This window comes from Amycolatopsis sp. cmx-11-32 (assembly GCF_047608695.1).
Lineage (GTDB): Bacteria > Actinomycetota > Actinomycetes > Mycobacteriales > Pseudonocardiaceae > Amycolatopsis.
Map to the genome: position 1 here is coordinate 142,209 of NZ_JADNQN010000012.1, position 22,916 is coordinate 165,124.

22 protein-coding genes are annotated in these 22,916 nt (G+C 68.5%); 10 read left to right on the forward strand and 12 right to left on the reverse strand.

Annotation, left to right across the window (positions count from 1 at the left end):
• Positions 1-56: 56 nt before the first annotated feature.
• Entirely contained in the window at positions 57-182 is a 126-nt protein-coding gene (locus ACM6LR_RS30235; protein ID WP_007031507.1) for a hypothetical protein, read from the forward strand.
• A gap of 66 nt (positions 183-248) precedes the next feature.
• Here ACM6LR_RS30235 and ACM6LR_RS30240 read toward each other — a convergent pair whose 3' ends face one another.
• The 3 genes from ACM6LR_RS30240 to ACM6LR_RS30250 form a co-directional block, all read right to left on the reverse strand.
• Positions 249-1,040, reverse strand: coding sequence for a SigB/SigF/SigG family RNA polymerase sigma factor (locus tag ACM6LR_RS30240; protein WP_414945063.1), 792 nt, complete (start codon positions 1,038-1,040; stop codon positions 249-251).
• Between the two features lie 110 nt (positions 1,041-1,150).
• Positions 1,151-1,492 (reverse strand): STAS domain-containing protein, encoded by a 342-nt coding sequence (locus ACM6LR_RS30245; protein ID WP_414941363.1) that lies wholly within the window; start codon positions 1,490-1,492, stop codon positions 1,151-1,153.
• 59 nt (positions 1,493-1,551) lie between these two features.
• The gene (locus ACM6LR_RS30250; protein WP_414941364.1) at positions 1,552-2,100 is read right to left on the reverse strand and encodes a hemerythrin domain-containing protein; all 549 of its coding nucleotides are present in this window, start codon (positions 2,098-2,100) and stop codon (positions 1,552-1,554) included.
• Positions 2,101-2,199: 99 nt separating this feature from the next.
• Here ACM6LR_RS30250 and ACM6LR_RS30255 point away from each other — a divergent pair, with 99 nt between their 5' ends.
• The 4 genes from ACM6LR_RS30255 (at position 2,200) to ACM6LR_RS30270 (ending at position 4,861) form a co-directional block, all read left to right on the forward strand.
• Positions 2,200-2,577, forward strand: a complete 378-nt coding sequence (locus tag ACM6LR_RS30255; protein ID WP_414941365.1) for a VOC family protein — start codon at positions 2,200-2,202, stop codon at positions 2,575-2,577.
• Positions 2,578-2,745: 168 nt separating this feature from the next.
• Positions 2,746-3,495, forward strand: a complete 750-nt coding sequence (locus ACM6LR_RS30260; protein WP_414941367.1) for an ANTAR domain-containing protein — start codon at positions 2,746-2,748, stop codon at positions 3,493-3,495.
• A gap of 56 nt (positions 3,496-3,551) precedes the next feature.
• Positions 3,552-4,337: an ANTAR domain-containing protein gene (locus tag ACM6LR_RS30265; protein WP_414941368.1), complete on the forward strand. Its 786-nt coding sequence runs from the start codon at positions 3,552-3,554 to the stop codon at positions 4,335-4,337.
• Positions 4,338-4,405: 68 nt separating this feature from the next.
• Complete coding sequence (locus ACM6LR_RS30270; RefSeq protein ID WP_414945023.1) at positions 4,406-4,861, forward strand: hypothetical protein; 456 nt, start codon at positions 4,406-4,408, stop codon at positions 4,859-4,861.
• Here ACM6LR_RS30270 and ACM6LR_RS30275 read toward each other — a convergent pair.
• The 9 genes from ACM6LR_RS30275 to ACM6LR_RS30315 are packed head-to-tail and all read right to left on the reverse strand — an operon-like array spanning position 4,858 to position 14,403.
• Positions 4,858-6,219, reverse strand: coding sequence for an MATE family efflux transporter (locus ACM6LR_RS30275; RefSeq protein WP_414945024.1), 1,362 nt, complete (start codon positions 6,217-6,219; stop codon positions 4,858-4,860). The genes ACM6LR_RS30270 and ACM6LR_RS30275 overlap by 4 nt on opposite strands.
• The gene (locus ACM6LR_RS30280) at positions 6,216-7,274 is read right to left on the reverse strand and encodes a cysteine synthase family protein (RefSeq protein WP_414941371.1); all 1,059 of its coding nucleotides are present in this window, start codon (positions 7,272-7,274) and stop codon (positions 6,216-6,218) included. Before ACM6LR_RS30280 ends, ACM6LR_RS30275 begins: the two co-directional genes overlap by 4 nt.
• Positions 7,271-8,617, reverse strand: coding sequence for a Y4yA family PLP-dependent enzyme (locus ACM6LR_RS30285; RefSeq protein WP_414941372.1), 1,347 nt, complete (start codon positions 8,615-8,617; stop codon positions 7,271-7,273). The genes ACM6LR_RS30280 and ACM6LR_RS30285 overlap by 4 nt, the downstream gene beginning before the upstream one ends.
• Positions 8,608-9,591 carry an ornithine cyclodeaminase gene (locus ACM6LR_RS30290; RefSeq protein WP_414941373.1) on the reverse strand — a complete coding sequence of 328 codons (984 nt, stop codon included), beginning with the start codon at positions 9,589-9,591 and terminating at the stop codon, positions 8,608-8,610. Before ACM6LR_RS30290 ends, ACM6LR_RS30285 begins: the two co-directional genes overlap by 10 nt.
• A complete protein-coding gene (locus ACM6LR_RS30295; RefSeq protein ID WP_414945025.1) occupies positions 9,588-10,214 on the reverse strand; it encodes an ABC transporter ATP-binding protein in 627 nt (208 codons plus the stop codon). Before ACM6LR_RS30295 ends, ACM6LR_RS30290 begins: the two co-directional genes overlap by 4 nt.
• Positions 10,215-10,216: 2 nt before the next feature.
• Positions 10,217-11,005: an ATP-binding cassette domain-containing protein gene (locus ACM6LR_RS30300; protein WP_414941375.1), complete on the reverse strand. Its 789-nt coding sequence runs from the start codon at positions 11,003-11,005 to the stop codon at positions 10,217-10,219.
• The gene (locus ACM6LR_RS30305; protein ID WP_414941376.1) at positions 11,002-11,811 is read right to left on the reverse strand and encodes an ABC transporter permease; all 810 of its coding nucleotides are present in this window, start codon (positions 11,809-11,811) and stop codon (positions 11,002-11,004) included. The genes ACM6LR_RS30300 and ACM6LR_RS30305 overlap by 4 nt, the downstream gene beginning before the upstream one ends.
• Positions 11,804-12,820 (reverse strand): ABC transporter permease, encoded by a 1,017-nt coding sequence (locus tag ACM6LR_RS30310; protein ID WP_414941377.1) that lies wholly within the window; start codon positions 12,818-12,820, stop codon positions 11,804-11,806. The genes ACM6LR_RS30305 and ACM6LR_RS30310 overlap by 8 nt, the downstream gene beginning before the upstream one ends.
• Complete coding sequence (locus ACM6LR_RS30315) at positions 12,787-14,403, reverse strand: ABC transporter substrate-binding protein (RefSeq protein ID WP_414945026.1); 1,617 nt, start codon at positions 14,401-14,403, stop codon at positions 12,787-12,789. Before ACM6LR_RS30315 ends, ACM6LR_RS30310 begins: the two co-directional genes overlap by 34 nt.
• A 582-nt stretch (positions 14,404-14,985) precedes the next feature.
• Between ACM6LR_RS30315 and ACM6LR_RS30320 the strand changes: the two genes are divergently transcribed.
• The 5 genes from ACM6LR_RS30320 to ACM6LR_RS30340 all read left to right on the forward strand — a co-directional run bounded on the left by ACM6LR_RS30320 (position 14,986) and on the right by ACM6LR_RS30340 (position 22,913).
• Positions 14,986-17,292 (forward strand): PQQ-dependent sugar dehydrogenase, encoded by a 2,307-nt coding sequence (locus ACM6LR_RS30320; protein WP_414945027.1) that lies wholly within the window; start codon positions 14,986-14,988, stop codon positions 17,290-17,292.
• Between the two features lie 174 nt (positions 17,293-17,466).
• Complete coding sequence (locus ACM6LR_RS30325; RefSeq protein WP_414945028.1) at positions 17,467-19,287, forward strand: hypothetical protein; 1,821 nt, start codon at positions 17,467-17,469, stop codon at positions 19,285-19,287.
• A 409-nt stretch (positions 19,288-19,696) separates the two neighbouring features.
• Positions 19,697-20,386, forward strand: a complete 690-nt coding sequence (locus ACM6LR_RS30330; RefSeq protein WP_414941381.1) for a hypothetical protein — start codon at positions 19,697-19,699, stop codon at positions 20,384-20,386.
• Positions 20,387-20,507: 121 nt separating this feature from the next.
• Positions 20,508-20,630: a hypothetical protein gene (locus tag ACM6LR_RS30335; RefSeq protein WP_414945029.1), complete on the forward strand. Its 123-nt coding sequence runs from the start codon at positions 20,508-20,510 to the stop codon at positions 20,628-20,630.
• 1,389 nt (positions 20,631-22,019) lie between these two features.
• A complete protein-coding gene (locus tag ACM6LR_RS30340) occupies positions 22,020-22,913 on the forward strand; it encodes a dienelactone hydrolase family protein (protein WP_414941383.1) in 894 nt (297 codons plus the stop codon).
• The last annotated feature ends 3 nt before the right edge of the window (positions 22,914-22,916 follow it).

Here is a 22,916-nt window from a genome sequence, read left to right on the forward strand (position 1 = left end):
CCGTCGATCTTCAACGCTACAGAGAGGTGAGACCCGTACTCACCCAAGGGAGTGACATGTCCGCTACCGCCACGCCGGAAGAGACCGCTCTGGCCGTCCCCGCGCTCGACGACTTCGACTTCCCGCTCACCGACGGAGCCGCTTGCCGCATCGACGACCCCGACTGCGAAGCCTGCCAGTAAGTACAGGAAGGCCCCCTTCCTCGCGCTAGACGCAAGGAAGGGGGCCTTCCTGTACTTGGTCCAAAATCACCGTGGGTCGGCGAGCCGCCCACGCAGGTCGTGCAGGATCTTCGTGAGCAACCGCGACACGTGCATCTGGGAAAGGCCGACACGCTCGGCGATCTGCGACTGGGTCAGACCGTCGAAGAACCGCATCGTGACGATCGCCCGCTCCCGTTCCGGCAGCCGGTTCAGCAGCGGGACCACGGTGTGGCGGTCCTCGATGAGCTCGAACCGGGCATCCAGCTCCCCCACCACGTCCGCCAAGGGAGCCGAGCCCTCGCCGTCGTTGACCGGCCGGTCGAGGGACGAGGTCTGGTAGCTGTTCGCGGCGAGCAGGCCCTCCCGGACGGTGTCGACGTCCATGTCCAGGTGATCGGCGAGTTCACTGGGGGTCGGGGCCCGGCCGAGGACCTGCGTGAGTTCCGTGGTCCCCCGCGAAAGCCGGGCACGCAGCTCCTGCATCCCACGCGGGACGTGCACCGCCCAGCCGGTGTCGCGAAAGAAGCGGCGTACTTCGCCCATCACCGTCGGCACCGCGTAAGCCACGAAATCCACACCCTGGCCTGGGTCGAACCGGTCCACGGCCTTCATCAGCCCGATCCGGGCCACCTGGATCAGATCTTCCCGCGGCTGACCTCGTCCGCTGAACCGCACGGCGATGTGTTCGGCGATCGGCAGGAGTTCGAGAATCAGTCGTTCGCGCAGGTGTCGCCGATCCGGGTGATCGGCGGGCAACGCCACCAGCTCGTCGAAGAGGGGGCGGCAATGCGAATAGTCGTCACTCCGCCGTGTCCTTCCAGCCCGCGGGGACGGCACAACGCCCTGGTCGTCGACCAGGGATGAAGTGCTCACCACCGGCATGACTCTGCTCCCGTCGTCATGCTCGCTAGTACCCGGAGTTCCGGTCCGGCAAACATCGACGGGAGCTACTCGGCCATCTTCAGCGTCGACAGCAGACCGGTGAGTTCGATGGCCCGGTGCACGACCTTCGAGGGGGCGATGCTCAGCTCGATGCCCGACTCCGCGCAGTGGCGGTTCAGCTGGATCAACACGGACAACCCCGAGGAATCGCAAAAGCCGACTCCGGTCATGTCGATCACCGCGACGCGGGCCCCGCCCGCCAGCAGAGCGCGGGTCTCCGCCAGGAGCCGAGGACTGGTCGAAATGTCGATATCGCCCGCTACTCCGATGGTGACGGCATCGTGCGAACGCTCCGCCTCGGTCACGGCAAGTGGAGCAGGTTGCCCGAGCTCGGTGTTGAACGCCATTTCACGAAGGTAAGAGTCCACAGGCCGGACCGCAACCGCCGGGCGGCGAAGTCGATCGCTCACGACTTGAGAACCTGCTTAGTGATCTCCTCCTTGTCCATCTTCGACGTACCCTCCACACCCGCGTTGCGGGCCTGAGTCAACAGTTCCTCCCTGGTGGCTTCGCCGGGCCGGTCACCGAGGTGGGAGGTCCGGCTGGCCACGAACGCGTCACCCAGCTCGCGGCGCCGGGGATCGTCGAGCTCCCGCCGCATTTTCGGCAGGATCGTGGACTCTTCTTCCTTCACGTGATGGGTGACGGCCTCGACCAGGTCGGAAAGCACCTTGTCGAACTTCTTCGAGGCGGGGTCGGCGGCGTTCAGCTTCGCGAGCAGCAGCTCGGCTTCGGCGTGCTCCTTCTGACCGTGCGCGACGTCCTCGGCCTCGGCCGCCTCGCTCTTCGCGGCCGGGTACACCTCGGCCTCCTCGGCCCGGCTGTGCGCGGTGAGCAGCGACGAGAGCACCGGCACGAGCAGTCGCCGTTTCTCCGGATGCTTCTCGAGTTCATCGAACAGCCGCTCCACTTCCCGGTGGTCCTGCATGATCAAATCCACGACGTCGCCTGTCACGGCCGTCTCCTCGGTTCGGGATCGCTCTTCGCCGGGGGTATACCCACGTCTGGCCGGTTCACTCCTCCCGGGCTCGGGAGTACCGGTTATCCTCGCCGCATGGCCTGCCGTATCACCGAACTCGTACTCGACTGTGCCGATCCGGTCCGGATGGCGGCGTTCTGGTGCGAGGTGCTCGGGTACGTCGAGCTCGGCAAAGAGGACGACGACATCGAGATCGGCCCACCCGGAACCGGGTTCGGCGGTCCGCGGCCCACCCTGATCCTGAGCCGCAGCGACGACCCGAAGCCCGGCAAACTGCCCCTGCACCTCGACGTGAACCCCACCGACCGCGATCAGGACGCGGAGCTGCAGCGTTTGCTCGCCGCCGGCGCGCGGCCCGCCGATGTCGGCCAGACCGGGACGGAGTCGTGGCACGTGCTCGCCGACCCCGAAGGAAACGTGTTCTGCCTCCTTCGCAAGCGGCTCGACCCCTGACGGACCGTCCACTTCGGACTCTCGGGCCGGTCCGGAAGGAAGGCCGGTTCTGTCGTCGCCCTCCAGCGGCTAAGCTCGACGCGATCCGTTGAGCCCGAGCGGTTCGTCGCGGGACGACCGTCGGTGGCCGGCCCCGCTCAACCGGTGCAGGGAACGGAGCGGACCACGATGACCGAAGAGTCCCCGATGAACGGGCAGCTGGACGAGCTGGCCTCCGCCGTGACGGAACTGGCGCGCACGTTCGAAGCCGATTCCCACGACGGGGAGATCCTGGCGACCATCTGCGCGGAAGCGGTGCGCGTCGTGCCGGGCGCGGACATGGCCAGTATCACCGCCATCGATTCCGGAACGGCGGAGACCGCCGCGAGCACCGACGACCGCGCCGTCCGGATCGACCGGATCCAGTACAGCACGGGTGACGGCCCCTGCCTGCAGGCGGCACGCAGCGGGAAGATCGTCCGCCTGTCGGTCGGCCCCGCCCAGCGGATGTGGCCGGACTTCACCGAATCGGCACGGGCGCTGGGGGTGGGCAGCTATCTCGCCGCGCCTTTGCACGTCGACGACCGGCTCAGTGGCGCGCTGAACCTCTTCGGTTTCGGCGACCACGGATTCCGCGACAGTGACGCGCACCTCCTGAACCTGTACACCTCGGTCGTCACCTTCGGGCTGCATAGCGATCGGCGCTATCGCGACGCCCGCTCCCTCACCGTGCAACTCAAGGAAGCCATGCGAACGCGAGGCGTGATCGAACAGGCGAAGGGCATCCTCATGGCCGTCCACCGGATCTCCGCCGACGCCGCCTTCGAGCGGCTGGTCACCGAATCGCAGCACAGCAACACGAAACTCCACGACGTCGCCGCCCGCTTCGTCGAGGAGGTCACCGCCGGGGAAAGCGACGCCGCGCCTCGGACCATGTGAGAATCGCCGGGTCACTGGGTATCCGGTGAACACGGAAACCTACTGAATGGTCACTGATGGCAGACGAACGACTTTGGCAGCGTGAGAAGGCCGACTTCATCTCCGGCACGAACGGGTCCGCAGGGCCGCTGTCCAAGCAGTTCGTGGAACTCACCCGCCTGCTGCTGGCCGCCTCGACGCCCGCTCAAGTCCTCGAGCAGGTGATCGCTGCCGCGTACCGGGTGGTACCGGGCGCGGATCTGGTTTCGGTCACCCTCCGCGCGCCAGACGGGACTTTCTACACCCCCGTCTCGACCGGTGAGGTGGCTTTGGAACTCGATGAGGTGCAGTACCGCGCCGGGACCGGCCCCTGCGTCGATACTGCCGCAGACGGGAGCCCCGGTCACGTCCGCAGTGACGATCTGACGACCGAGCAACGGTGGCCGGACTTCTCCCGTGCCACCGTGAAGCACGGCTTCATTGCCATCCTGTCCACCGTGCTGGTGCCCGACGCGACTCCGCCGAAGCTGCCAGGGGCACTGAACATCTACAGCCGCCGCCCCGACGCGCTCGGTGCCGTCGCTCAGGACACCGCGCTGCTGCTGGCCACCCACTGCTCACTCGCACTGGCGAGCACCCAGGCCGTGAGCCGGGCGGAACTGGAAGCGAGCCACCTCCGGCAGGCCATCGAATCCCGCGACGTCATCGGGCAGGCGAAGGGGATCCTCATGCAACGACGCGGCCTGACCGCCGACGAGGCCTTCGACCTGCTTCGCCGCACTTCCCAGGACCTCAACGTCAAGCTCGCCGAACTCGCCCGCACCCTCGCATCCCGGCACACCGAACTCGACATCCCCGACTGACGGTCCGGTTTCGCGAGAATCAACTGTGGGTAGCCGGTGACCGGGGCATGACTTACGTGAGATGAGTTATGACAACGACCGGAAGAGCCGCGCGGAACCGCATCGACACGGCCGACGTCGGGCAACTGGAAACAGCGGTCGACGTCCTGCGGGCGCTGGACTACCGCCAAGGCGGGGGCTTCAGCCGGGACGCGGTGCATGTCGTGAAAACGGTCAGCCTCCTGCTCCACTGGAGCGCCGTCCCCGCCGTACTCCGGTCGCGGCTGCTGACCGTGCTCGCCGAGCTGCACAATCTGCTGGGCTGGACGGAATTCGACATCGGCCACCGGACCCCGGCCACCCCCGTGATCCCGCTCGCCCACGCCATCAGGCGAACTCGCGTGATCAGCTGGACATCTCACGTGATCAGGTGGACATCTCACGTGATTAAACGGACAACACGCGAGATATCCGTCCAATCACGCGAGTTGTCCGTCCAATCACGCGAGTTACGCCGACAGCGCCCGGGATCGCACCGCAACTAGAGGACTAAACGCCGTCCGAGCAGGACCGCGGTCGCCGCGAAACCGAGGCACAGACCCGTCCAGACTCCCCAGCCGCCCCAAGCGAACACATAGGCGCACAGGACCATGGCCGGCACACCGACGACCCAGTACCCGACGAGAGTGCAGCGGAGCCCGGAAGCGGTGTCCCCGAGCCCGCGCAGCAAGCCGACGAGGATGTTCTGGGTTCCCTTGCTGTACTGCTGCGCGATGGCGAACAGCACTAAGGTCGACGCGGTGCCGAGTACCACCGCGTCCGCCTCGTCGTGCAGGAACGGCCACAACAGAAGCTGAGGCACCACCAGGTAACCCAGGCTCACCACCGCCATGAAGGCCCACGAGAGAGTGAGTGCCTGACGTGCGATCGCGGGTGCCTGCCGTCGTTCGCCATGGGCGACCGCGCGGCTGACCAAAATGGACGATCCCTGCGACAGCCCGATGTTGACCTGGTAGACGATGTAAGCGAGCTGGTTCGCGACGTTCGACGCGGCGAGCATCGCCGGGCCGAAAGCACCCATCAGCACCGTCGCGATCGAGGTGATCGCGGCTTCCGATCCGTAGGTGAAGCAGATCGGCGTCCCGTGCCGGACGATGTGCCGCACCACCGCCGGATCCGCGCGCCAGAGCGCGAGCGAAACCATCGGCCGCAGCCGCGGATCCCGGCGGACGGCCGAGGCGAACACGGCGAGGGTGAAGAACTGGACCAGCGTCGTCGCCAGGCCGATTCCGGTGACACCCAGTTCGGGCAGGCCCGCCCAACCGTAGATGAAGGCGGCGTCGAGGGCGGCGTTGACCGCGATCGACACGCACGTCACGGCGAGCAGGGAACCCGGACGACGCAGTCCGACGGCGAACTGGCGCAACACGTTCAGCCACACCATGGGGAACAGCCCACCGGCCAGCGCGAACATCATCGCCCTGGCGAGCGAGACGATCTCCGGCTGCTGGCCGAGCAGCGGCAAAGCGGCCGCGAGTCCACAAAGGACGCCCGCGCCGATCGCCGCGGTCAGTGTCGCGACGAGCAGCGCCGACCGCAGGAGCGACCGGATCTCGTCCCGCGCCCGAGCGTCGAGTTCGTCCGTGCCGGTACGGAGTTCACCCGCCCCGGCCGCCGTCGCCACGAGGTTCCCGACGCCGGTGACCATGCCGACGCACATGGTGCGGATCTGGTTGTACAGCAGGATCGCCAGTCCGCCCGCCGCCACCGCGGTCACGCCGAGCAGCCCGAGCATGGCCAGGTCGACGCTGGTGAGCGCCACCTGCGCCAGCTGGATCCCCGCGATCGGCGCCGCCAACGCGACCAGCGCCCGATATCCGCGCGTCGCCACCGGCGTGCTCACGCGCTCACCGCCACCGGCGCCGAACGAGCCCGCCTGTCGCGCGTGGCCACGCGCACGGACTCGGCATACGTGGTGAACCAGCGGTCCATCCGGCGGTGGGCCAGCTCGTCGAGCACTCCCCTGGCACGCAGCCACTCGTCGTCGTAGACCGAGTCGAGGTACTTCTCCCCGGAGTCGTTGCACAGCACCACGACCGTGCTTCCGGCCGGGTAGGAGTAGAGCCGTCGGAGCGCGACGTGGATCGCGCCGCCGGTGGTCCCGCCGACCAGCACGCCGGTACGCCGCGCGACGACGCGGGCGCCGGCGAAGGCGTCGCTGTCGGACACGCGGTGGGCTTCGCCGATCACGGACCGGTCCACGTTGTCCCCCACCGGGAAACCGGCCGGGCTGCCCGCCCCGGTCTGGTGGTAGATCCCCGGCGCGCCACCGAAGATGATCGAGCCGACGGGCTCGACCGCCACCGCGTGGGTGCCGGCTCCCGCCGCGCGCAGGGCACGGGCCGTCCCGCACAGGGAGCCGCCGGTGCCGATCGCCGCGACGAGCACGTCGACGTCGCCGAGCTGCCGCACCAGTTCCCGTGCCAGCCCGGTGTACCCGTTGCCGTTGCCGGGATGGTTGTGCTGGTCGGGATGGTAGGCACCGGTTTCGGCGGCGATGCGGGCCGCGACCCGCCTGCGCTGGACCGAACTGACCCCGCCGTCCGGCGGGCACTCGACGAACACCAGTTCCGCGCCCAGCGCCCGCAGCATCCGGAGTTTTTCCCTTGCCGCGTGGTGATCGACGACGGCGGTGAACCGGTAGCCACGCTCCAGCGCGACCAGTGCGAGCCCGTTCCCGGTGTTGCCGGAGGTGGGCTCGACGATATGCCCGCCGGGCCGCAGAAGGCCGTCGAGTTCGGCCTCGTCGATCATCTGCCTGGCCATGCGGACCTTGCACGAGCCGGTCGGGTTGAGGTGGTCGAGTTTGAGCAGCAGGCGGGTCCCGGTACCGGTGCGCGCGAGCTCCAGCAGCGGCGTGTTCCCGATCAGATCGGACGCGCGCTGGACGATCGTCATCGGATCTCCTGGATCGGGTGGTCGGTGTCGAGATGCCAGCGGTCACCGTCGAGCACGACCTTGGGCGGGAGGGGAAGCTGGTGGAAGCCGCTCTCGTTCTTGTCCATCTGGTAGCCGGCCGTGTTGGGGTACACGAGCAGGTCGCCGGTCTTCGGCCGCGCGGGCAGTTCCACCGCGCGCCAGGTCAGCACGTCGTACTCCATGCAGCTGGAACCCCCGACGATCGTGCGCACCGGCGTGCCGCCCGGACCGTCCTGCCGTACCAGGACCGGGTCAGGCAGGAACTCGCTGCCCTTCCACTGCTCCGAGAGGCTCATGGACAGACCCGCGACCGTGGTGATCAGGTGCTCGTCGGCGGCTTTGCAGCCCAGCACCGGGAACACCGAGAAGCCGGCGCCGTCGACAAGAGCACGGCCCGGTTCGAGCAGCAGCTCGATCCCGGACGCGCGCAGCAGATCCGCCAGCGGTTTCCCGGCGATCTCGTGCCGGAGGATGGCGGTGACCATGGCCGCGCCGGTCGGCGACTGGTGATACGGATAGGTCCGCGCCGGGTTTCGGCAGGCGTGGAACCAGCCGTCATGCCTGCCGGACTCGAACCGGGCCCAGTCATCGGCGTCCACATAGGACACGGCGATTCCGCCGCCGATGCTGATCTTGGACGCGGGATGCCCGAGCGCGCGGGCGTCCCGGCAGAGGCCGATCAAGTACGCGGCGAGTTCCGCCCGCGGCACCGGGTCGTAACCGTCCAGGTGGAACGAGAACCCACGCAAGACGACAGGGCCCGCGCACTGCCGCACGGCCGCCGTCAGCGCGTCGGCGGCGAAGCCGAACCTGCTCTCCGGCGCCGACGGCGGACGCACCCGCAGCAGCACCTCGGCGGTTTCCCCGATCTCCGTGGCCAGCCGCGTGACGCGTTCCAGTTCGTCGGCCGCGTCCACCGCGATGAGACAGCGATGCCGCAGGGCGAGCCAGAGCAAACCGTCGGGCTTGGCGGCACCGGTCACGCCGATCGACTCGCCGCGCAGACCGTTTCCGAGGGCGTGCACCAGTTCGGGCACGCTCGCGACGTCGACCCCGGTGCCGGGCCGGGTGCATTCCCGCAGCCATGCCGCCGCCTTGTTCGCCTTCTTCCCGTAGTAGACGGTGCCGTCAACACGCTCGGCGGCGAGCGCGGCGACCATTCCGCCGAGGTTTTCGGCGAAGGACGCCGGATGGACCACGTGGAACGGGCCGCCGCCGATACCTCGGGCGATCTCCCACAGCGTCTCCGAACCACGCAACCGGTGTGCCCAAGGACGTTCGAGTGCGGGCAGGGGCGGGGACAGCGTGTCGATCAGGTCCACAGAGCCACCTCGCGGCCTCGGCCTGCCGCGATGGCGCGGGCGGCCAGCGCGTGCGCCACCGGGATGTCGGTGATGATCATGCCGCTGCTGAACGCGAACACCCGGTCTTCGTCGCGGTGGCGGCCCGGTGCACGACCGGTGAGGATGTCGGGTAGTTCGGCGTCGATGCGGAACACGCCGTCCGGGCCCGCCATCCGCTGCCCGGTCACCTCGACCTGCGCGCCGTTGGTGGCCACGGTGTAGTCGGCTTCGGCGAGGGTGCCCTCCTGGACTCCCTTGCTGGCGACGGAGATCAGCAGCCCGCCCGGCGGCAGCCAGCCGAGCCGGATCTTCGGGTGCGCGGCCCTGCCCGAGGCGGCGACCACGATGTCGGACTCGCGTGCGGCGGCCTCGACGTCGTCGACGAGTTCGACCTCGCGGTCCGGGAATCGATCCTTCACCGCGGCGACGCTGTCACGGAGGCCGTCGGGATGCGTGCCGAACAGCCGCAGCCGTTCGAGGTCCGGCAAGGCGGTGAGCAGGTACGGCAGGGTCCGGATCCCCTGCGCGCCAGTGCCGACCATGAGCGCGGTGCGCGCGCCCGGCCGGGCGCAGGTACGCGCGATCAGCGCGGTGCTGGCGGGCGTGCGGGTGGCGCCGACGCGATGGCAGTCCATGAGCGCGAACGGCAGGCCGGTGCTGTCGTCGTAGAGGGTGATCGTCGTGTAGTACTTCTCGGCCGACGTGCTGCCCTGCCGAAAGCTCGTCTTGAACGCGACCTGTTCGAGGGAACCGTCGTACCCGAGCATCGAGTACGCGACGGCGTCCCGCGTGGGATCCGGCATCGGCACCATCAGCTTCGCCGGGTTGCGCGACGCTCCCGACGCGTAGGCCAGGTAGCCGTCTTCGACCATGGTGATCGCCTCGTCCGGGGCGAGTTCGAGGTTTCGCAGATCCGTTCGCGTGAGGATGTGCAGCGAGGGGCCGGAGTTCATGAACGGTCGACCTTTCTTGTGGACAGGGTGGGGGACGGTGCGACGAGCGCGTCCCGGATTTCGAGAACGCGATCGGAGCACGCACCGACCAAGGGCAGGTCATGGCTGATGAAGAGCACTCCGAGGCCGTCGTCCGCGGCGCGGCGCACGGTCGTGACGACGGCGGCGGTCGTCGCCGGGTCGAGGGCGGCGGTCATCTCGTCGCACAGGAGATAGCCCGGTTCGCCGGCGAACGCGCGGGCGATCGCGGCCCGCTGCAACTGCCCGTCCGACACCTGGCGCGGGAACCGGTCGAGCAGGCCGAGCGGGAGATCCGCTTTGGCGCACAAGCGTTCCCAGTCGACGTCCTGATCCGCCGCGCAGATCTCGATGGACCGGCGCAACGTCAGGCGAGGATCAACGGACCGGCGTGGGGACTGAAAGAGCATCGCCACCCGGCCATCGATGCGCACCTCGCCGTCGAGCGGCCGGTCCAGTCCGGAAAGGACACGCGCCAGCGACGTCTTGCCGCAGCCGGACGGACCGACGAGACCGACGATCTCTCCCGGCTCGACGTCGAGGTCGACACCTTCGAGTAACGGGATACGGCCGCGACCGACCGCGACAGAACGAGCCGAAAGCATGATCAGCCCCCATAGCGGTAGTCGGCGGACAGGTTGACGAGGTCAGGAGTGGGATGTGGCAATGGATGCAGCCCGTTCTCGGGAAGCGCGGCCAGCAGGTCGCGGGTGTAGGCGTGCCGCGGCGCCTTGAGGACCTCGTACGCGAGACCGGTCTCGACAATGCGCGAAGCGAACATCACGGACAGGTCCACGTCGTCCGGCAACGCGTCGATGTCGTGGGTGGCCACCAGGACGACGCGTTCCCTGCCCAGCCCGGTGAGCAGCGCGACGACGTTCCTTGAACGTTCCCGGTCGAGCGCGGACGTCGGTTCGTCCGCGACCACCACCGGCGGATCGCCCGCGAGCGCGGCCGCGATCGCCGCCCGCTGCACCATGCCGCCCGAAAGCTCGTGCGGGTACTTCCTCAGCGCGTCGGTTTCGAGGCCAACGAGGTCGAGCAGCTCTTCCGGCCCGCGTTCACCGCGAAGGTGGCGCACCGTTTCCGCGAGTTGCCCACCGAGCCGCCGGACGGGCGTGAAGCAGGTCATCGCGGACTGCGGCACGACCCCGACGACGCTCCCCCTGCGCGGTTCCTGGTGACCGTCGACCGCGACCTTCCCGGTCAACTTCGCCGTACCGGGGAGAAGTCCGGTCACCGCGGCGCACAGGGTGGACTTCCCCGAACCCGAGCCGCCGATCACGAAATGCGGCCTGCCGGGGACGGCGACGAGGTCGACGTCGGTGAGAGCGTGGACTTCACGACCGGGGCCGACGGGGATCCGCACCCCGACGCCTTCGAGCGACAGCGTCACGCGATCACCTCCGGACGCCGGGTCAAAGACCGGCCCAGCGCGGAAAGCGCCAGGGTGACGGCGACGATCGCGCCCGCCGGGAACACCAGCCGCCACCAGTGCCCGAGCAGCAACGCTTCCCCGGACTCGGCGAGCAGCGTGCCCAGCGAGGCCTGGTGCGGCGGCAATCCGACGCCCAGGAACGACAGCGTCGACTCGTGCCAGACGGCGTGGGCGACCAGCAGTACCGCGGCCACCCCGGCCTGGCCCGCCGCGACGGGCAGGAAATGGATCCGTGCGATCTTCACCCCCGGCAATCCCCTGAGCCGCGCCACCTCGACGTACTCGGCGTTGCGCGACGAAAGCAGTTCGGCGCGGACGACACGGGCGGTCGCCGTCCAGTGCGTGAGCACGAGCGACACGACGATGGCGATGAGCGAACCCCGGAACAGGGTGACGATGAGCAGCGACAGCAGGAGACTGGGGATGGCCGTCATCGCGTCGGCCACGCGCATCCCGACACGGTCCCACCAGCCACCGAACGCACCGGCCGCGATCCCGACGAGAAGCCCGACGATCGTGGACAGCACGGCGGTGGCCAGCGAGATTCCCAGCGATACCCGCATTCCCATCGCGACCAGGGTGAACAGGTCGCGGCCCGAAGTGTCGGTGCCGAACCAGTTCCCGGCGCCGGGGCCCTGATCGGCCGCCGCGAAATCCGTGATGGCCTCGTCGATCGGATGCACGAGCGGGGTGATGATCGCGTAGGCGGCCAAGACCACCACGGCCGCGCCTGCCAACCAGGTGGCGTGTCCGCGGTCAGCCATCGGCTTCGATCCTCGGGTCGACGGCGATCGCGGCGGCGTCCGCGGCGAGGTTGCCCGTCACGACCAGCCCCACCATGAGCACGGTGACGATCGCCAGCAGCGGGAAGTCCAGTGCTCGCGCGGAGTCCACGGTCGCGTCGCCGAGACCGGGCCACGCGAAGACGGTCTCCACCACGGTGGCCCCGACGAGCAGCTCCGGCAGCCTTCCGCCGATGAGGGCGAAGAACGGCGCCGAGGCCATCGGCAACACGTGTCCACTGTGGACGACACGGCGTGGAAGACCGCGGGCGTGGGCGCCCCGGACGGCGTCGCTTCCCAGGGCTCCGGTGATGGCTTCCCGCAGCCCCAGCGCCAGCCACGGCACCTGCGAAACGCCGAGGACCAACGCGGGCAGGACGAGATGGCGCGCGGCCGAAGCGGCCGTGATCGGCTCTCCCGGATCCGTGAGCCCCGAAGTGGGGAACAGGCGAAGCGTGACGGCGAACAGCAGGACGGCGCCCAAAGCGATGATGAACGGCGGAACCGCCTGCAGCACCACGGCGGTCCCGCTGATCACGCGGTCGGCGAGACCACCGGCCCGCAAACCGGCCGTGACACCCAGAGCGCACGCCAGCACCACCGCCACCACCGAACCGGCGAAGCCCAGCAACGCCGTCCATCCCAGCCGTTCGGCGAGTACCTGCGCGACAGGCTCGTGGTAAGCCCGCGAGTAGCCGAAATCGCCGGTCACCGCGCCGGAAATCCAGTGCCACCAGGCCGCGATCCAACTCTGGTCGAACCCCAGCGTGTGGCGGAGCACCTCGCGTTCGGCCTCGGTGTAGCCGTCGCCCGCCCCGCCGAGATAGGCATCCAGCGGGTCGAACGGACTCGCCGCGGCCAGCGCGAAAGCGGCCATCGAGACGATGAGGACCAACGGGACGCCGAACAGCAGGCGGCGTACGGCGAGACGACCGATCCGGGCGCGGCGCGACCGCGTCACTTCCGCGTCCAGCGCGCCAGGGAGTACCACGGTCCCCAGGCAACCCCGTGGCTGTGCGGTTCCAGTGCGGTGGCCCCGAACTGCCAACCGTTGTCCCGCACCACGTACACGTGGTTCTCCGAGACGAGGGCGAGCATGCCGGGCGCGGCGTGGTAGGCGGCCTGGAAATCCCGGTAGAACTTGGCTCGCTTGGCCGGATCCCGTTCGACACGCGCCGCCTCCAGCGCCTTGTCGACTTCGGGGTTCACGTAGTCCGAGGCGTTGTCCCACTTCGATCCGGCACCCGGGGCCGCGTACCGGGAGTGGAACTTCGGATACAGCTGAGTGTCCACTGTGTATGGTTGCCCGCCGCCGCCGAGCAGGAACGCGGTGCCCGACAGATACTGCGGGGTCATCGTGGACTTCTCCACGGCCACCGGCTTCATCTCGATACCGACCTTCTTGGCGTCGGAGACGGTGGCCATCGTCAGATCACGACGCAACGTCTCCGTCGGGTAGTAGGCGACGTCGAACTGCGCCCGGCGGCCATCGCGTTCGCGAACACCGTCCGCGCCGACGCGCCATCCGGCGTCGTCGAGCACCTTCCGCGCGCGGTCCGCGTCGAAAGTGAAGTCCTGCGCGGAATCATAGGCGTCGCCGAACAGCGGAGTGACCAGCGTCGAAACCGGAGTCCCTTCGCCCTGCAGGATGTCGCGCACCATCGCACCGCGGTCGACACCGAGGTTCAGCGCGAGCCGGACGGCCGCGTCACCGGCCACCGGGTTTCCACTGGGAAGCGTGACGCCGAGCCAGTCGTTGGCCTTGCTGACCACCGTGCGGTAGCCGTCCTTCGCGACGGCGCGAGCCAGCGCGGGGGACAGACGAGTGCCGTCGGCACTGCCCGCGAGCTGGGCCGCGCGCGCCTTTTCGTCGTCGGTTCGCCGCACCACGAAGGTCTTCACCTGTGGCTTGGCGCCCCAGTACCCGTCGCGCGCGGTGAGGACGACCTGATCGGGCCGCAGCTCCGTCAGCGCGTAAGGGCCAGTCCCGATCGGGCGGTCCCCCAGCGGCAACTTGTCCGCCGGTCCCGGCGTCGCCAACGACTCCGACGGCGCGATCGAGAGGAACAGCCTGTGCGGCACATCGCCGTACGCGCCGTTGAGCCGGAAATCGACGGTGTCCGGACCGGTCACCTGTGCGGTGCGGAGGAAATCGAAGTTCGCGGCGATCGGCGACGCGAACTTCGGATCGACGACGGCGTTGTACGTCGCCGCGACATCCTCGGGCCCGAAGGGCGTCCCGTCCGAGAAGCTGACGCCCTTCCTGGTCCGCACTCGCCAGTGGCCCAGGTCGCCGTCGACAGGTTCGGGCGCCCCCTCCGCGAGCACCGGCACCGCGTCCGGGATCCGGTCGTCCTGACCTTCCGCGACCCGGTACAGGCTCTCGTAGATCTTCGACTCGCCGTTGCCGCCGTGTCCGGTCAAGGGATTGAACCGGCCGAGTTCCTCCGCGTCGATCACGACGAACCTATCCGGCGCACCCCCTGACGCTCCCGGAGCACCGCAGCCCACGAGGGCGGCGGCGGAGATGGTGATGAGTGAAGTGGCGAGCAGGCGCCGAGGAAGGAAAAGCACGGCCGCAGCTTAATGAAAATGATAGTCCTTATCGTTAACTGTGAGCCATGTCACCCTTCGATCCCGGTCCGTGAGAGCCCCCTTGCCCACCCTGAAGGCCCCTTTCCTGCACCTAGGCGCAGGGTCCCGGCGAAGTCGAGGTCTTGCAGTTCAGGCGGCTCTTCGTCGCTGCGCGAGCTGACGATGGAGGAGTTGGGACGTTGAGTGTCCCAATTCCTACATCGTCGCGGGATCACACCGCTGCGAAGCTTTGATCAACAGAGGTTCAGGGACATGCCTCCCTCCGGCACGCCCGAGCGGGGAAGATTTCGGACGTTCACCGTTCCGAATCCTCCCCACTCGGCCCCCGCAGGCACCAGAGACATCAAGCCCGGACTACCACCAGCAGAAGGAGAACTTCACCCTGGAGCCATTCGGGGGAATCCGGCGGCCGGTGACCCGCACCCATCCGGCCCCGTTCTCGGCGTGTCCTCAGCGGTTTGTACGCATTTATTCTTGTATCCGTAACAACTTTTGGCTTCCTCGCGCCATACGGGACAGCTGCCGCGTTCTTTCGGTCCCTGCGCAGGAGGAGTTCGTGTGATGAGTTCTCGTCGTTCACCGTTCCCACGAAGATCACGACGCACGCTGGCGGTGGGCGTGGTCGCGCCGCTCGTCGGCGCCCTCGCGGTCGCGCTCGTCGCCGCGGCACCCGCCGAAGGCGCGGTGCCCGCCGGTTTCACCGACACGGTGGCGATCGGTGGGCTCAGCTCGCCGACGGCCACCGCGTTCGCGCCGGACGGCCGGGTGTTCATCGCGGAGAAAAGCGGCCTGGTCAAGGTCTTCGACTCGCTTTCCGACACGACCCCGACGGTCTTCGCCGATCTGCGCACGCAGACGCAGGACTTCTGGGACCGCGGCCTGCTCGGGCTGGCCGTCGACCCCGCTTTCCCCACCAGGCCGTACGTCTACGTCTCCTACACCCTCGACGCGGTGCCCGGCGGTACCGCGCCGCGATGGGGTGACACCTGCCCGACCCCGCCGGGCGCCACCGGCAGCGGCTGTGTCGTCACCGGCCGCGTCTCCCAGCTGACGATGGGTTCGGCTGGCACGGCCGTCAGCGAGAAGCCGCTGGTCACGGGTTGGTGCCAGCAGTTCCCCAGCCACTCGGTCGGCTCTCTCACCTTCGGACCGGACGGCGCCCTGTACACGGGCGGCGGCGACGGCGCCAGCTTCAACTTCGCCGACTACGGCCAGGTCGAAAACCCGTGCGCCGACCCGCCCTCGCCTGCCGGGACGAATCTCACACCGCCGACGGCCGAAGGCGGCGCGCTGCGCTCGCAGTCACCGCGACGCCCCGCCGGGCAGCCGGTGCTGCTCAACGGCGCGTTGCTGCGTCTCGACCCCGACACCGGTGAAGGCGCACCAGGCAACCCCTACGCGAGCAGCGCCGACGCCAACGCCCGGCGCGTGATCGCCTACGGCGGGCGGAACCAGTTCCGGTTCGGCTTCCGGCCGGGCACCCGCGAGCTGTGGGCGGGCGACGTCGGCTGGGACACCTGGGAGGAGATCAACCGCGTCGCCGACGTCGGTGACGGCGTGGCGGAGAACTTCGGCTGGCCCTGTTACGAGGGCAACGCCAGACAGGCCGGTTACGACGGCGCGAACCTCGACCGGTGCGAGTCCCTGTACACCGCAGGCGGGCAGGCCACGCCGTACTACGCCTACAACCACAACGCCAAGGTGGTGGCGGGCGACCCGTGCCCGACCGGTGGCTCTTCGATCAGCGGCATCGCCTTCGAGTCCGGGAGCAACTACCCCGCCGAATACGACGGCGCGCTGTTCTTCGCCGACTCGTCCCGGGGTTGCATCTGGGCCATGCAGACCGTCGCGGGCCAACCGAGCCCGAGCCGTCTGGTGCCCTTCGTGACCGGCGTCAACGTTCCGGTGCAGGTGCTCACCGGCCCGGGCGGCGACCTGTTCTACGTCGCGCTGGGCAGCGGCGAACTCCGTCGCGTGAGCCATCCCGGCGGTACCAACCGGCCGCCGGTCGCGGTGGCCACGGCGAGCCCGGCGGGCGGACCGGCGCCACTGGCGGTCCAGTTCGACGGCACCGGCTCCACCGACCCGGACGCCGGGGACACCCTGACCTACGCCTGGGACCTCGACGCCGACGGCGCGTATGACGACTCGTCGGTCTCCCGCCCGACCTGGACCTACACGGCGGCCGCCGCCGTCGACGCCGGATTGCGGGTGACGGACTCCCACGGCGCGAGCGCGACCACGACGGTACGGGTGACCGTCGGGACCCCGCAGGGCCTCGATCCGGTGCCGGTCATCGACAACCCGGCCGGCGCGCTGACCTGGTCGGTCGGCCAGACCGTGCCGTTCTCCGGGCGCGCGGTCGATGCCCAGGACGGGCAGCTCCCGCCGTCGGCACTGTCCTGGCGGCTCGCGATCCGGCACTGCGCGACCAACGGCACCTGCCACACGCACAACGTCCAGGACTTCCCCGGCGTCGCGTCCGGCTCGTTCGTCGCGCCGGACCACGAGTACCCGTCGTACCTGCAGCTGACCCTCACCGCGAGCGACTCGAGCGGCCGCACCGGCAGCAAGACCGTCGACCTCCAGCCGAAAACGGTGTCGCTGGACTTCACCTCCAATCCCGGCCAGGCGATGCTCACCGTCGGCGGAACCCAGCAGCGCACGCCGTTCTCCCGGACGGTGATCGCCGGCTCCACCAACTCGATCAGCGCGGACAGCCCGCAGAACCTGCCTCCGCTCAACCTGAAGTACGCCTTCACCACCTGGGCGCACGGCGGCGCGCGGACGCAGAACATCGTCGCGCCGGGTACGTCGACGACCTACCGGGCGAACTACCGGCTCTGCTGGCTGTTGCAGCCCTGCTGACCCGTCGCCTTCCGTGTCCCGGTCGCTTCTCGCGGCCGGGACACGGAAGGGCGGACAGTCCTTTATGGACGAAAGTGCACGGTAGGCCCGGCGGGCGGATATGACGAGTAGCTTGATCAATCAGTCGCCGACCGTCGAACACCGCCAGGTCCCTACCGTGCGTGGAGTCGCCCAATGCCCGACCCTTGCCTGCTGGCCGTTTCGGCCCGACTGCCGCCTTCCCGATGGTCGACGGCCGAGCTGACGGACGCGGCGGGCGGCCGGTTCAGCGACCGCTTGACCACGATGCTGGGCGGCCTGGGTGTCGAGAACCGGCACTCGGTACTGGCGAACTACCCGGAGGTGCTGTTCGCCGGAGCCGAGCCCGAGGTCGAGGTCGCCGCGTCGGAACTGGCCGCCCGCGCCGCGCGGGACTGCCTGGCGAAGGCCGACGTGGATAGCGCGTCCATCGGCCTGGTGCTCGGTGTCTCGAGCAGTCCCGGGCGATTGCTGCCGAGCCTGGCGTGTGACCTGTTCTCCTTGATACCGGAGATTCCGCGCGAAGCCGTGGCGCTGAGCCTCGAGTACCTGGGCTGCTCGGCCATGGCCAAGGTGGTGGACACGGCGCGCTGGTTTCTCACCGTAGAACCGGACAAACGCGTCCTGGTCTGCTTCCTGGAGGCGATCACCCCGCTCTCCCCTCCGTTGCCCGGCGAATTCGCGCACTTCAGCGAGGTGACGGACGGCGAGCGCCAAAGCACCGTGAACGCGATGCACGGCTTCCTCTTCGGCGACGCCGCGGTCGCGATGCTGCTGGGCGCCGAGGGTGCCGGGCCGACCTTCGGTCCGGTGGCGCACCTGACCAATGAACGGCCGGAGGACGCGGAACTGGGCACCGTACCGGACGGCGGCTCGGACATCCCGGTCGTGCACGGGCGGCGGCTGTACACGCTCGGCCCGGAAGTCACCGCGCGCGGAACGCACTACGCGGTCAGCACCGTGCGGTCGTTGCTGGCAGGCGGAACGAACGGGCTGACGTCGGCTTCCGAGGCGAGCCTGGTGTTCCTGCACACCGGCAGCGGCCGGATCCTGCGCGGGCTGTGCGCCGAGTTCGACGTCGACCCGGCCGGACCGGAAGTCGCGTCCTCGTACCGGATCCCGCGCGAGTACGGGAACACGCTGGGCTGCTCGGTGCCGCTGATGTTCGCCGACCCGATCCGCCGCGAGCCGGGAACCGGGCTGGCGGTCGCGTTCGGGCTCGGCGGTTCTGGTGGACCGGCATTTGCCTACCCACTGGCTTCGATCCACGGTCAGGTACGCCGGGGCGGGGCGCGCCTTGGCTCCGAGACCGACCTGACCTCACGACCCCGACAGCCACCGAAACACCGCCACCGGACTCATCGAGGTCTCGCCGGGATGGGCCGAGTGGCTGGCGGAACCTTTAGACGATCCTGGCCACACGTGCGTAGGCAAATAGCGGCCCGCTCCAACCGTCCTCAGCACTCACGAGACCCGACCTATGCGGTCCTGTCGCGCGGTTGCCCACCTGAAGTACAGGAAGGCCCCCTTCCTTGCGCTAGGCGCAGGGTCCCGGCAAAGTCGGGATCTCGCAGGTCAGGCGGTTATTCGTCGCTGCGTGAGGCTGACGATGCAGGAATGGGGACGGTGAGTGTCCCAAATCCTCCCCACTCGACCCTGGCAGGCGCCAGTGATGCCGAGTCCGGATTACCAAGAGCAGCGCTGACCAGCAGCTCTGCGACTTTGCCTGGACCCTGGCGGAGGCGCGAGGAAGGGGGCCTTCCTGTACTTGGGATCGAGTTCCTTCGGCAGAGCCACGTAAAGGAGTCCTTCAGGGACCGCGATCCTGACTCATCCACCGTACCTAAGACACCCCTGGCTCCAGCCGTCCTTGCCACTCACAAGACTCAGCGCGGTCAGCCACCTACGCCGAGGTCACGAGACCGGATTCGAGGTCGTGCTCGTCTTCCACCTGCGACCGCGACACCATCATCGTGACCAGGTCGAAGATCGGCGTCGCCTCCTTCGGGAAGGAATCCCCCTGCTGGTGCGCGCTTTCGGCGATCATGGCCTGCTACTCCTCAAGAGTGACGACTACATCGACCGTTCACACTAACGGCCGAGCCACGGTGACGGGCCGTATTCGAAGTTTTCGTGCGAGCGAGTCAGCGAGCCGGCGGCTGATGGTGCTCACAGTCCGGCTTCGGACATCTAGCGGCGTTCCGCGGATCCCAGGCCGCGACCATCGACTCATCCCGCTGGGGGAACTGGGCGTCTCGCCGTGCACGCCACACCGAAGCCGGAATCCGCTGCACGAAGTAGACCGTGGACGACCCGGCGCGGCGATCGGCGCTCCGGGCCCGCCGGCCAGGGACCACTCCCCAAACCGGTGTGTTACCAACGGGGCATGCCGCGATCGAAGACTCGGAAAGCCAAGAAGACACGACACCGTCCTCCCCCGAAAGACTCGCGGCGGCCCGCGCACACCCCGCTGGCCGAGGGCGGACTGGTATCGGCCGACGAGGTCGCGAAAACGACGCCCCCGCCACGATTCCCGGCCGATCCTCAGTCTCCCCGCCACTCCGCGGGCGAGCCGCGGGCACTCCGCGACGCCGCCGCGGTCGACGAGCTGTATCACGCGCTGCTGCGTGCGGTGGACCTGCTGAGGAATGGACACGACCCTCAGCTGATGCGGGCTTTCGAGGAAGGGCGCCGCGTGGTGCTCGGACTGCTCAAACCATGGTGGCGAAAGATCTTCCAGCCATCACGTGCCACGTACCTGCACGCTCTGCGCCCGGCGCTCAACGCGCTGAACAAGGAATTGGAGCGCCGCCGTTCGCCTGAGCGCGATCTGCTCGAACGGCGGGCCAAAGCGGCTCCGATCGCCAGCCCGTGCCTGACCACTGACGGATGTGAGAAGTGCGGGACTCGCACCGAACGCCTGCTTCCCATCGTCGAGGACTGCGCGATCGGTCCTCCGCTGGGGTTGCGCCTCGCCTGCGCGACACTGTGCCGGAACTGCAGTGGCACCCCGTTCAAGAACCTGTTCGGACCGGCGGAAATCTCCAGGCGGATCAGGACGCATTCGACCCACTGACCAGTAGCGCTGGCGCCGGATCGCCGAGCAGCTGGCCAAGCTGGCACCGCACGAGGGCTGGGCGCCCAAGAAGGCCGGGCACCTGGTCGCCGGGGTCCGCGACCGGCTCGCCAAGGCCGGAGTGCCCGGCCTCACCAAGGAGGAGGGCGGCGAACCGGTGGGCAACGCGCTGAACACTCACCTGATCGGCGAACTCCTGCACCCCGCGACTCTGGACCTGCTCGAACCGCGCGATCGGCTCTGATGTCGCACGAGAAGACTTTGCCGAGAACAGGAAATCAATGAGGATAGGGCCCGGTTTTGGGCTCGTGGCCACTGTGGGCGAACCCGTGGCGGTGGAAGCTGGAGAAGGAATCTCCGAAAGGACATCGGCTACCGGCTGACGTAGCCTCTGACCTGCTGCTTTCCACCATCGTCGAGGTGCCGCGACTCGGCCGCCCCCGTTCCGGAGGCACAGCCGGAATTCGTTCGAGCGACCGTGCTGTCGCCCACACGGGATTCACCTACATGGGGCGTTCCTGGTTCAAGGGTCGGTGAGCGGGCAACCTGGACAAAACCGGTGACCGGAGAAGGTGAGGATCGCGATGACGGCGTGGTGGGGCGCGGCTGGCCTGCTCGGGCTACTCGGCTTTTACGGTCTCGTTCGTTTCCGTCGGCGGAATGACGTTCGACGTGAGGGGCCGGTCGCGGACGTTTTCGCGCGGTATCCCACCGCCTGTGAACCGGCGTTGCCGAATGCCGACGCCGCGCACACCCCGCTGATGATGCCCGCGATCACCCCGGAGACAGTCGCCGACCAGCGGCAGTGGCAGACTCCTCGACCGAATCAGGGCCAGCCACCCAGGCCGGCCCCGCCTGCCCAGCCTGCCGCGGTACCGGCACCGTCCGCGCGACCCCGGCCGGTTGCCGCAGACGCGCGTCCGCCGTCCGAAAGCTCGGTTTCGGTATCACAAGCCGTCCCGAGCCACGAGTCTGCTCCTGCCACGTCGTCGGAAACGAAGAGCCCTGAATCTCGGCCCGACGCTGTGGTGCCGGACCAACGGTCCGCGGAGGCGGGAGCGATCGCCGGAAAACTGGTCTCGGAGCCGCAACCCGACGAGCTGCCGGATACTCAAGGCGAGGTACTGCCCAGGCCCGCGGAACCCGCCTCGCAGAAGCAAAAGCGGTTCCACCCGCGACGCCTGATCGATCCGGTGGTCGATAAAGCCAAGGCAGTTCTCGGACGTGGCTGATCACCACCCATGGTCATGCCCCCGGCGAAGCATCAGATGCCCACACCGCGCGACCGTTTTCGGCACGGCAGTCACATTCAGATAACTCACTGACTCGGCAGTCAGCAGCTATTTTTCTGAACCTACCACCGGGCCCGCCGTTGCTGAACGGGCTGACCAGGGGCACATCGGGAACCAGTTCCCGCATCATCCGGCGGCCGCTCCGGCGAGGAGTCGTCGGCGTCATCGGCCTCGTCATCGACGCCAGAAACATGACCCGCTGACCGATCCGCATTCACGGGGCGATTTTGGGTGCCCGGCCGCGAACTCGGTAATTTCCACGACGTGCGTCCGGTCGCCTTCCCGCTATATCTGGGAGACCGTTCCTGTCCCGGAACGGTTCTTCCGAGAGGACATGCGCAATGATGCGTGGACCATCGTGGGTCGCCGGGGTGCTCGGTGTGGTGACCGCACTTCTTGTGGCGGTACCGGGAATGTCGGGTACGCCCGTCGCCCACGCCGCGTCGGTGGCTGACAGTGAGAACCCTTATGCTCGCGGCCCGGCTCCGACGAAGGAAAGTGTCGAGGCGGCCCGTGGGTCGTTCCTGACCGCGACCGAAAAGGTCCCTGCCGGGCAGAGTTTCGGCGCCGGGACCATTCACTACCCGACCGATACCGGCCAGGGCACCTTCGGCGTGATCGCGGTCGCTCCCGGTTTTCTCGAGTCGGAGGGTGCGGTCGCCTGGTACGGACCGCGGCTGGCTTCCCAGGGCTTCGTCGTCATCACGTTCTCGACCAAGAGCACCTTGGACACCCCGGAGGCCCGGTCCGACCAGCTGCTCGCGGCGTTGCGTTACGTGACGAACACGAGCCAGGCCAAGAACCGCGTCGACCGGGACCGGCTCGCCGTCATGGGCCATTCGATGGGTGGCGGCGGTTCCCTGATCGCCTCCCAGAAGGCACCCACGCTGAAGGCAGCCATCCCGTTGACCGGCTGGAACCCGAAGACGACGTTCTCCGATCTGAAGGTCCCGACATTCGTCGTCAGTGCCCAGAACGACTTCATCGCGCCGGACGGCGCGCATTCACGCCCGTTCTACCAAAGCCTTCCGGCATCGCTGAACAAGGCGTACATGCTGCTGGCGGGAGCCGGGCACATGGTGCCGACGACGCCGAACGTGACCATCGCCAAGTACAGCATCTCGTGGATGAAACGTTTCGTGGACAACGACACCAGGTACGACCAGTTCCTGTGCCCACTGCCGGCGAATGACCCGAAAGTCGCCTCGTACCAGGGGAAGTGCCCGATCGGCTGAGGG

Coding starts and splice junctions, on each gene's coding strand:
- ACM6LR_RS30235 (WP_007031507.1), top strand. CDS start 57: ATGTCCGCTACCGCCACGCCGGAAGAGACCGCTCTGGCCGTCCCCGCG.
- ACM6LR_RS30245 (WP_414941363.1), bottom strand. CDS start 1,492: ATGGCGTTCAACACCGAGCTCGGGCAACCTGCTCCACTTGCCGTGACC.
- ACM6LR_RS30255 (WP_414941365.1), top strand. CDS start 2,200: ATGGCCTGCCGTATCACCGAACTCGTACTCGACTGTGCCGATCCGGTC.
- ACM6LR_RS30260 (WP_414941367.1), top strand. CDS start 2,746: ATGACCGAAGAGTCCCCGATGAACGGGCAGCTGGACGAGCTGGCCTCC.
- ACM6LR_RS30265 (WP_414941368.1), top strand. CDS start 3,552: ATGGCAGACGAACGACTTTGGCAGCGTGAGAAGGCCGACTTCATCTCC.
- ACM6LR_RS30270 (WP_414945023.1), top strand. CDS start 4,406: ATGACAACGACCGGAAGAGCCGCGCGGAACCGCATCGACACGGCCGAC.
- ACM6LR_RS30280 (WP_414941371.1), bottom strand. CDS start 7,274: ATGACGATCGTCCAGCGCGCGTCCGATCTGATCGGGAACACGCCGCTG.
- ACM6LR_RS30290 (WP_414941373.1), bottom strand. CDS start 9,591: ATGAACTCCGGCCCCTCGCTGCACATCCTCACGCGAACGGATCTGCGA.
- ACM6LR_RS30295 (WP_414945025.1), bottom strand. CDS start 10,214: ATGCTTTCGGCTCGTTCTGTCGCGGTCGGTCGCGGCCGTATCCCGTTA.
- ACM6LR_RS30305 (WP_414941376.1), bottom strand. CDS start 11,811: ATGGCTGACCGCGGACACGCCACCTGGTTGGCAGGCGCGGCCGTGGTG.
- ACM6LR_RS30320 (WP_414945027.1), top strand. CDS start 14,986: ATGAGTTCTCGTCGTTCACCGTTCCCACGAAGATCACGACGCACGCTG.
- ACM6LR_RS30325 (WP_414945028.1), top strand. CDS start 17,467: ATGCCCGACCCTTGCCTGCTGGCCGTTTCGGCCCGACTGCCGCCTTCC.
- ACM6LR_RS30330 (WP_414941381.1), top strand. CDS start 19,697: ATGCCGCGATCGAAGACTCGGAAAGCCAAGAAGACACGACACCGTCCT.
- ACM6LR_RS30340 (WP_414941383.1), top strand. CDS start 22,020: ATGATGCGTGGACCATCGTGGGTCGCCGGGGTGCTCGGTGTGGTGACC.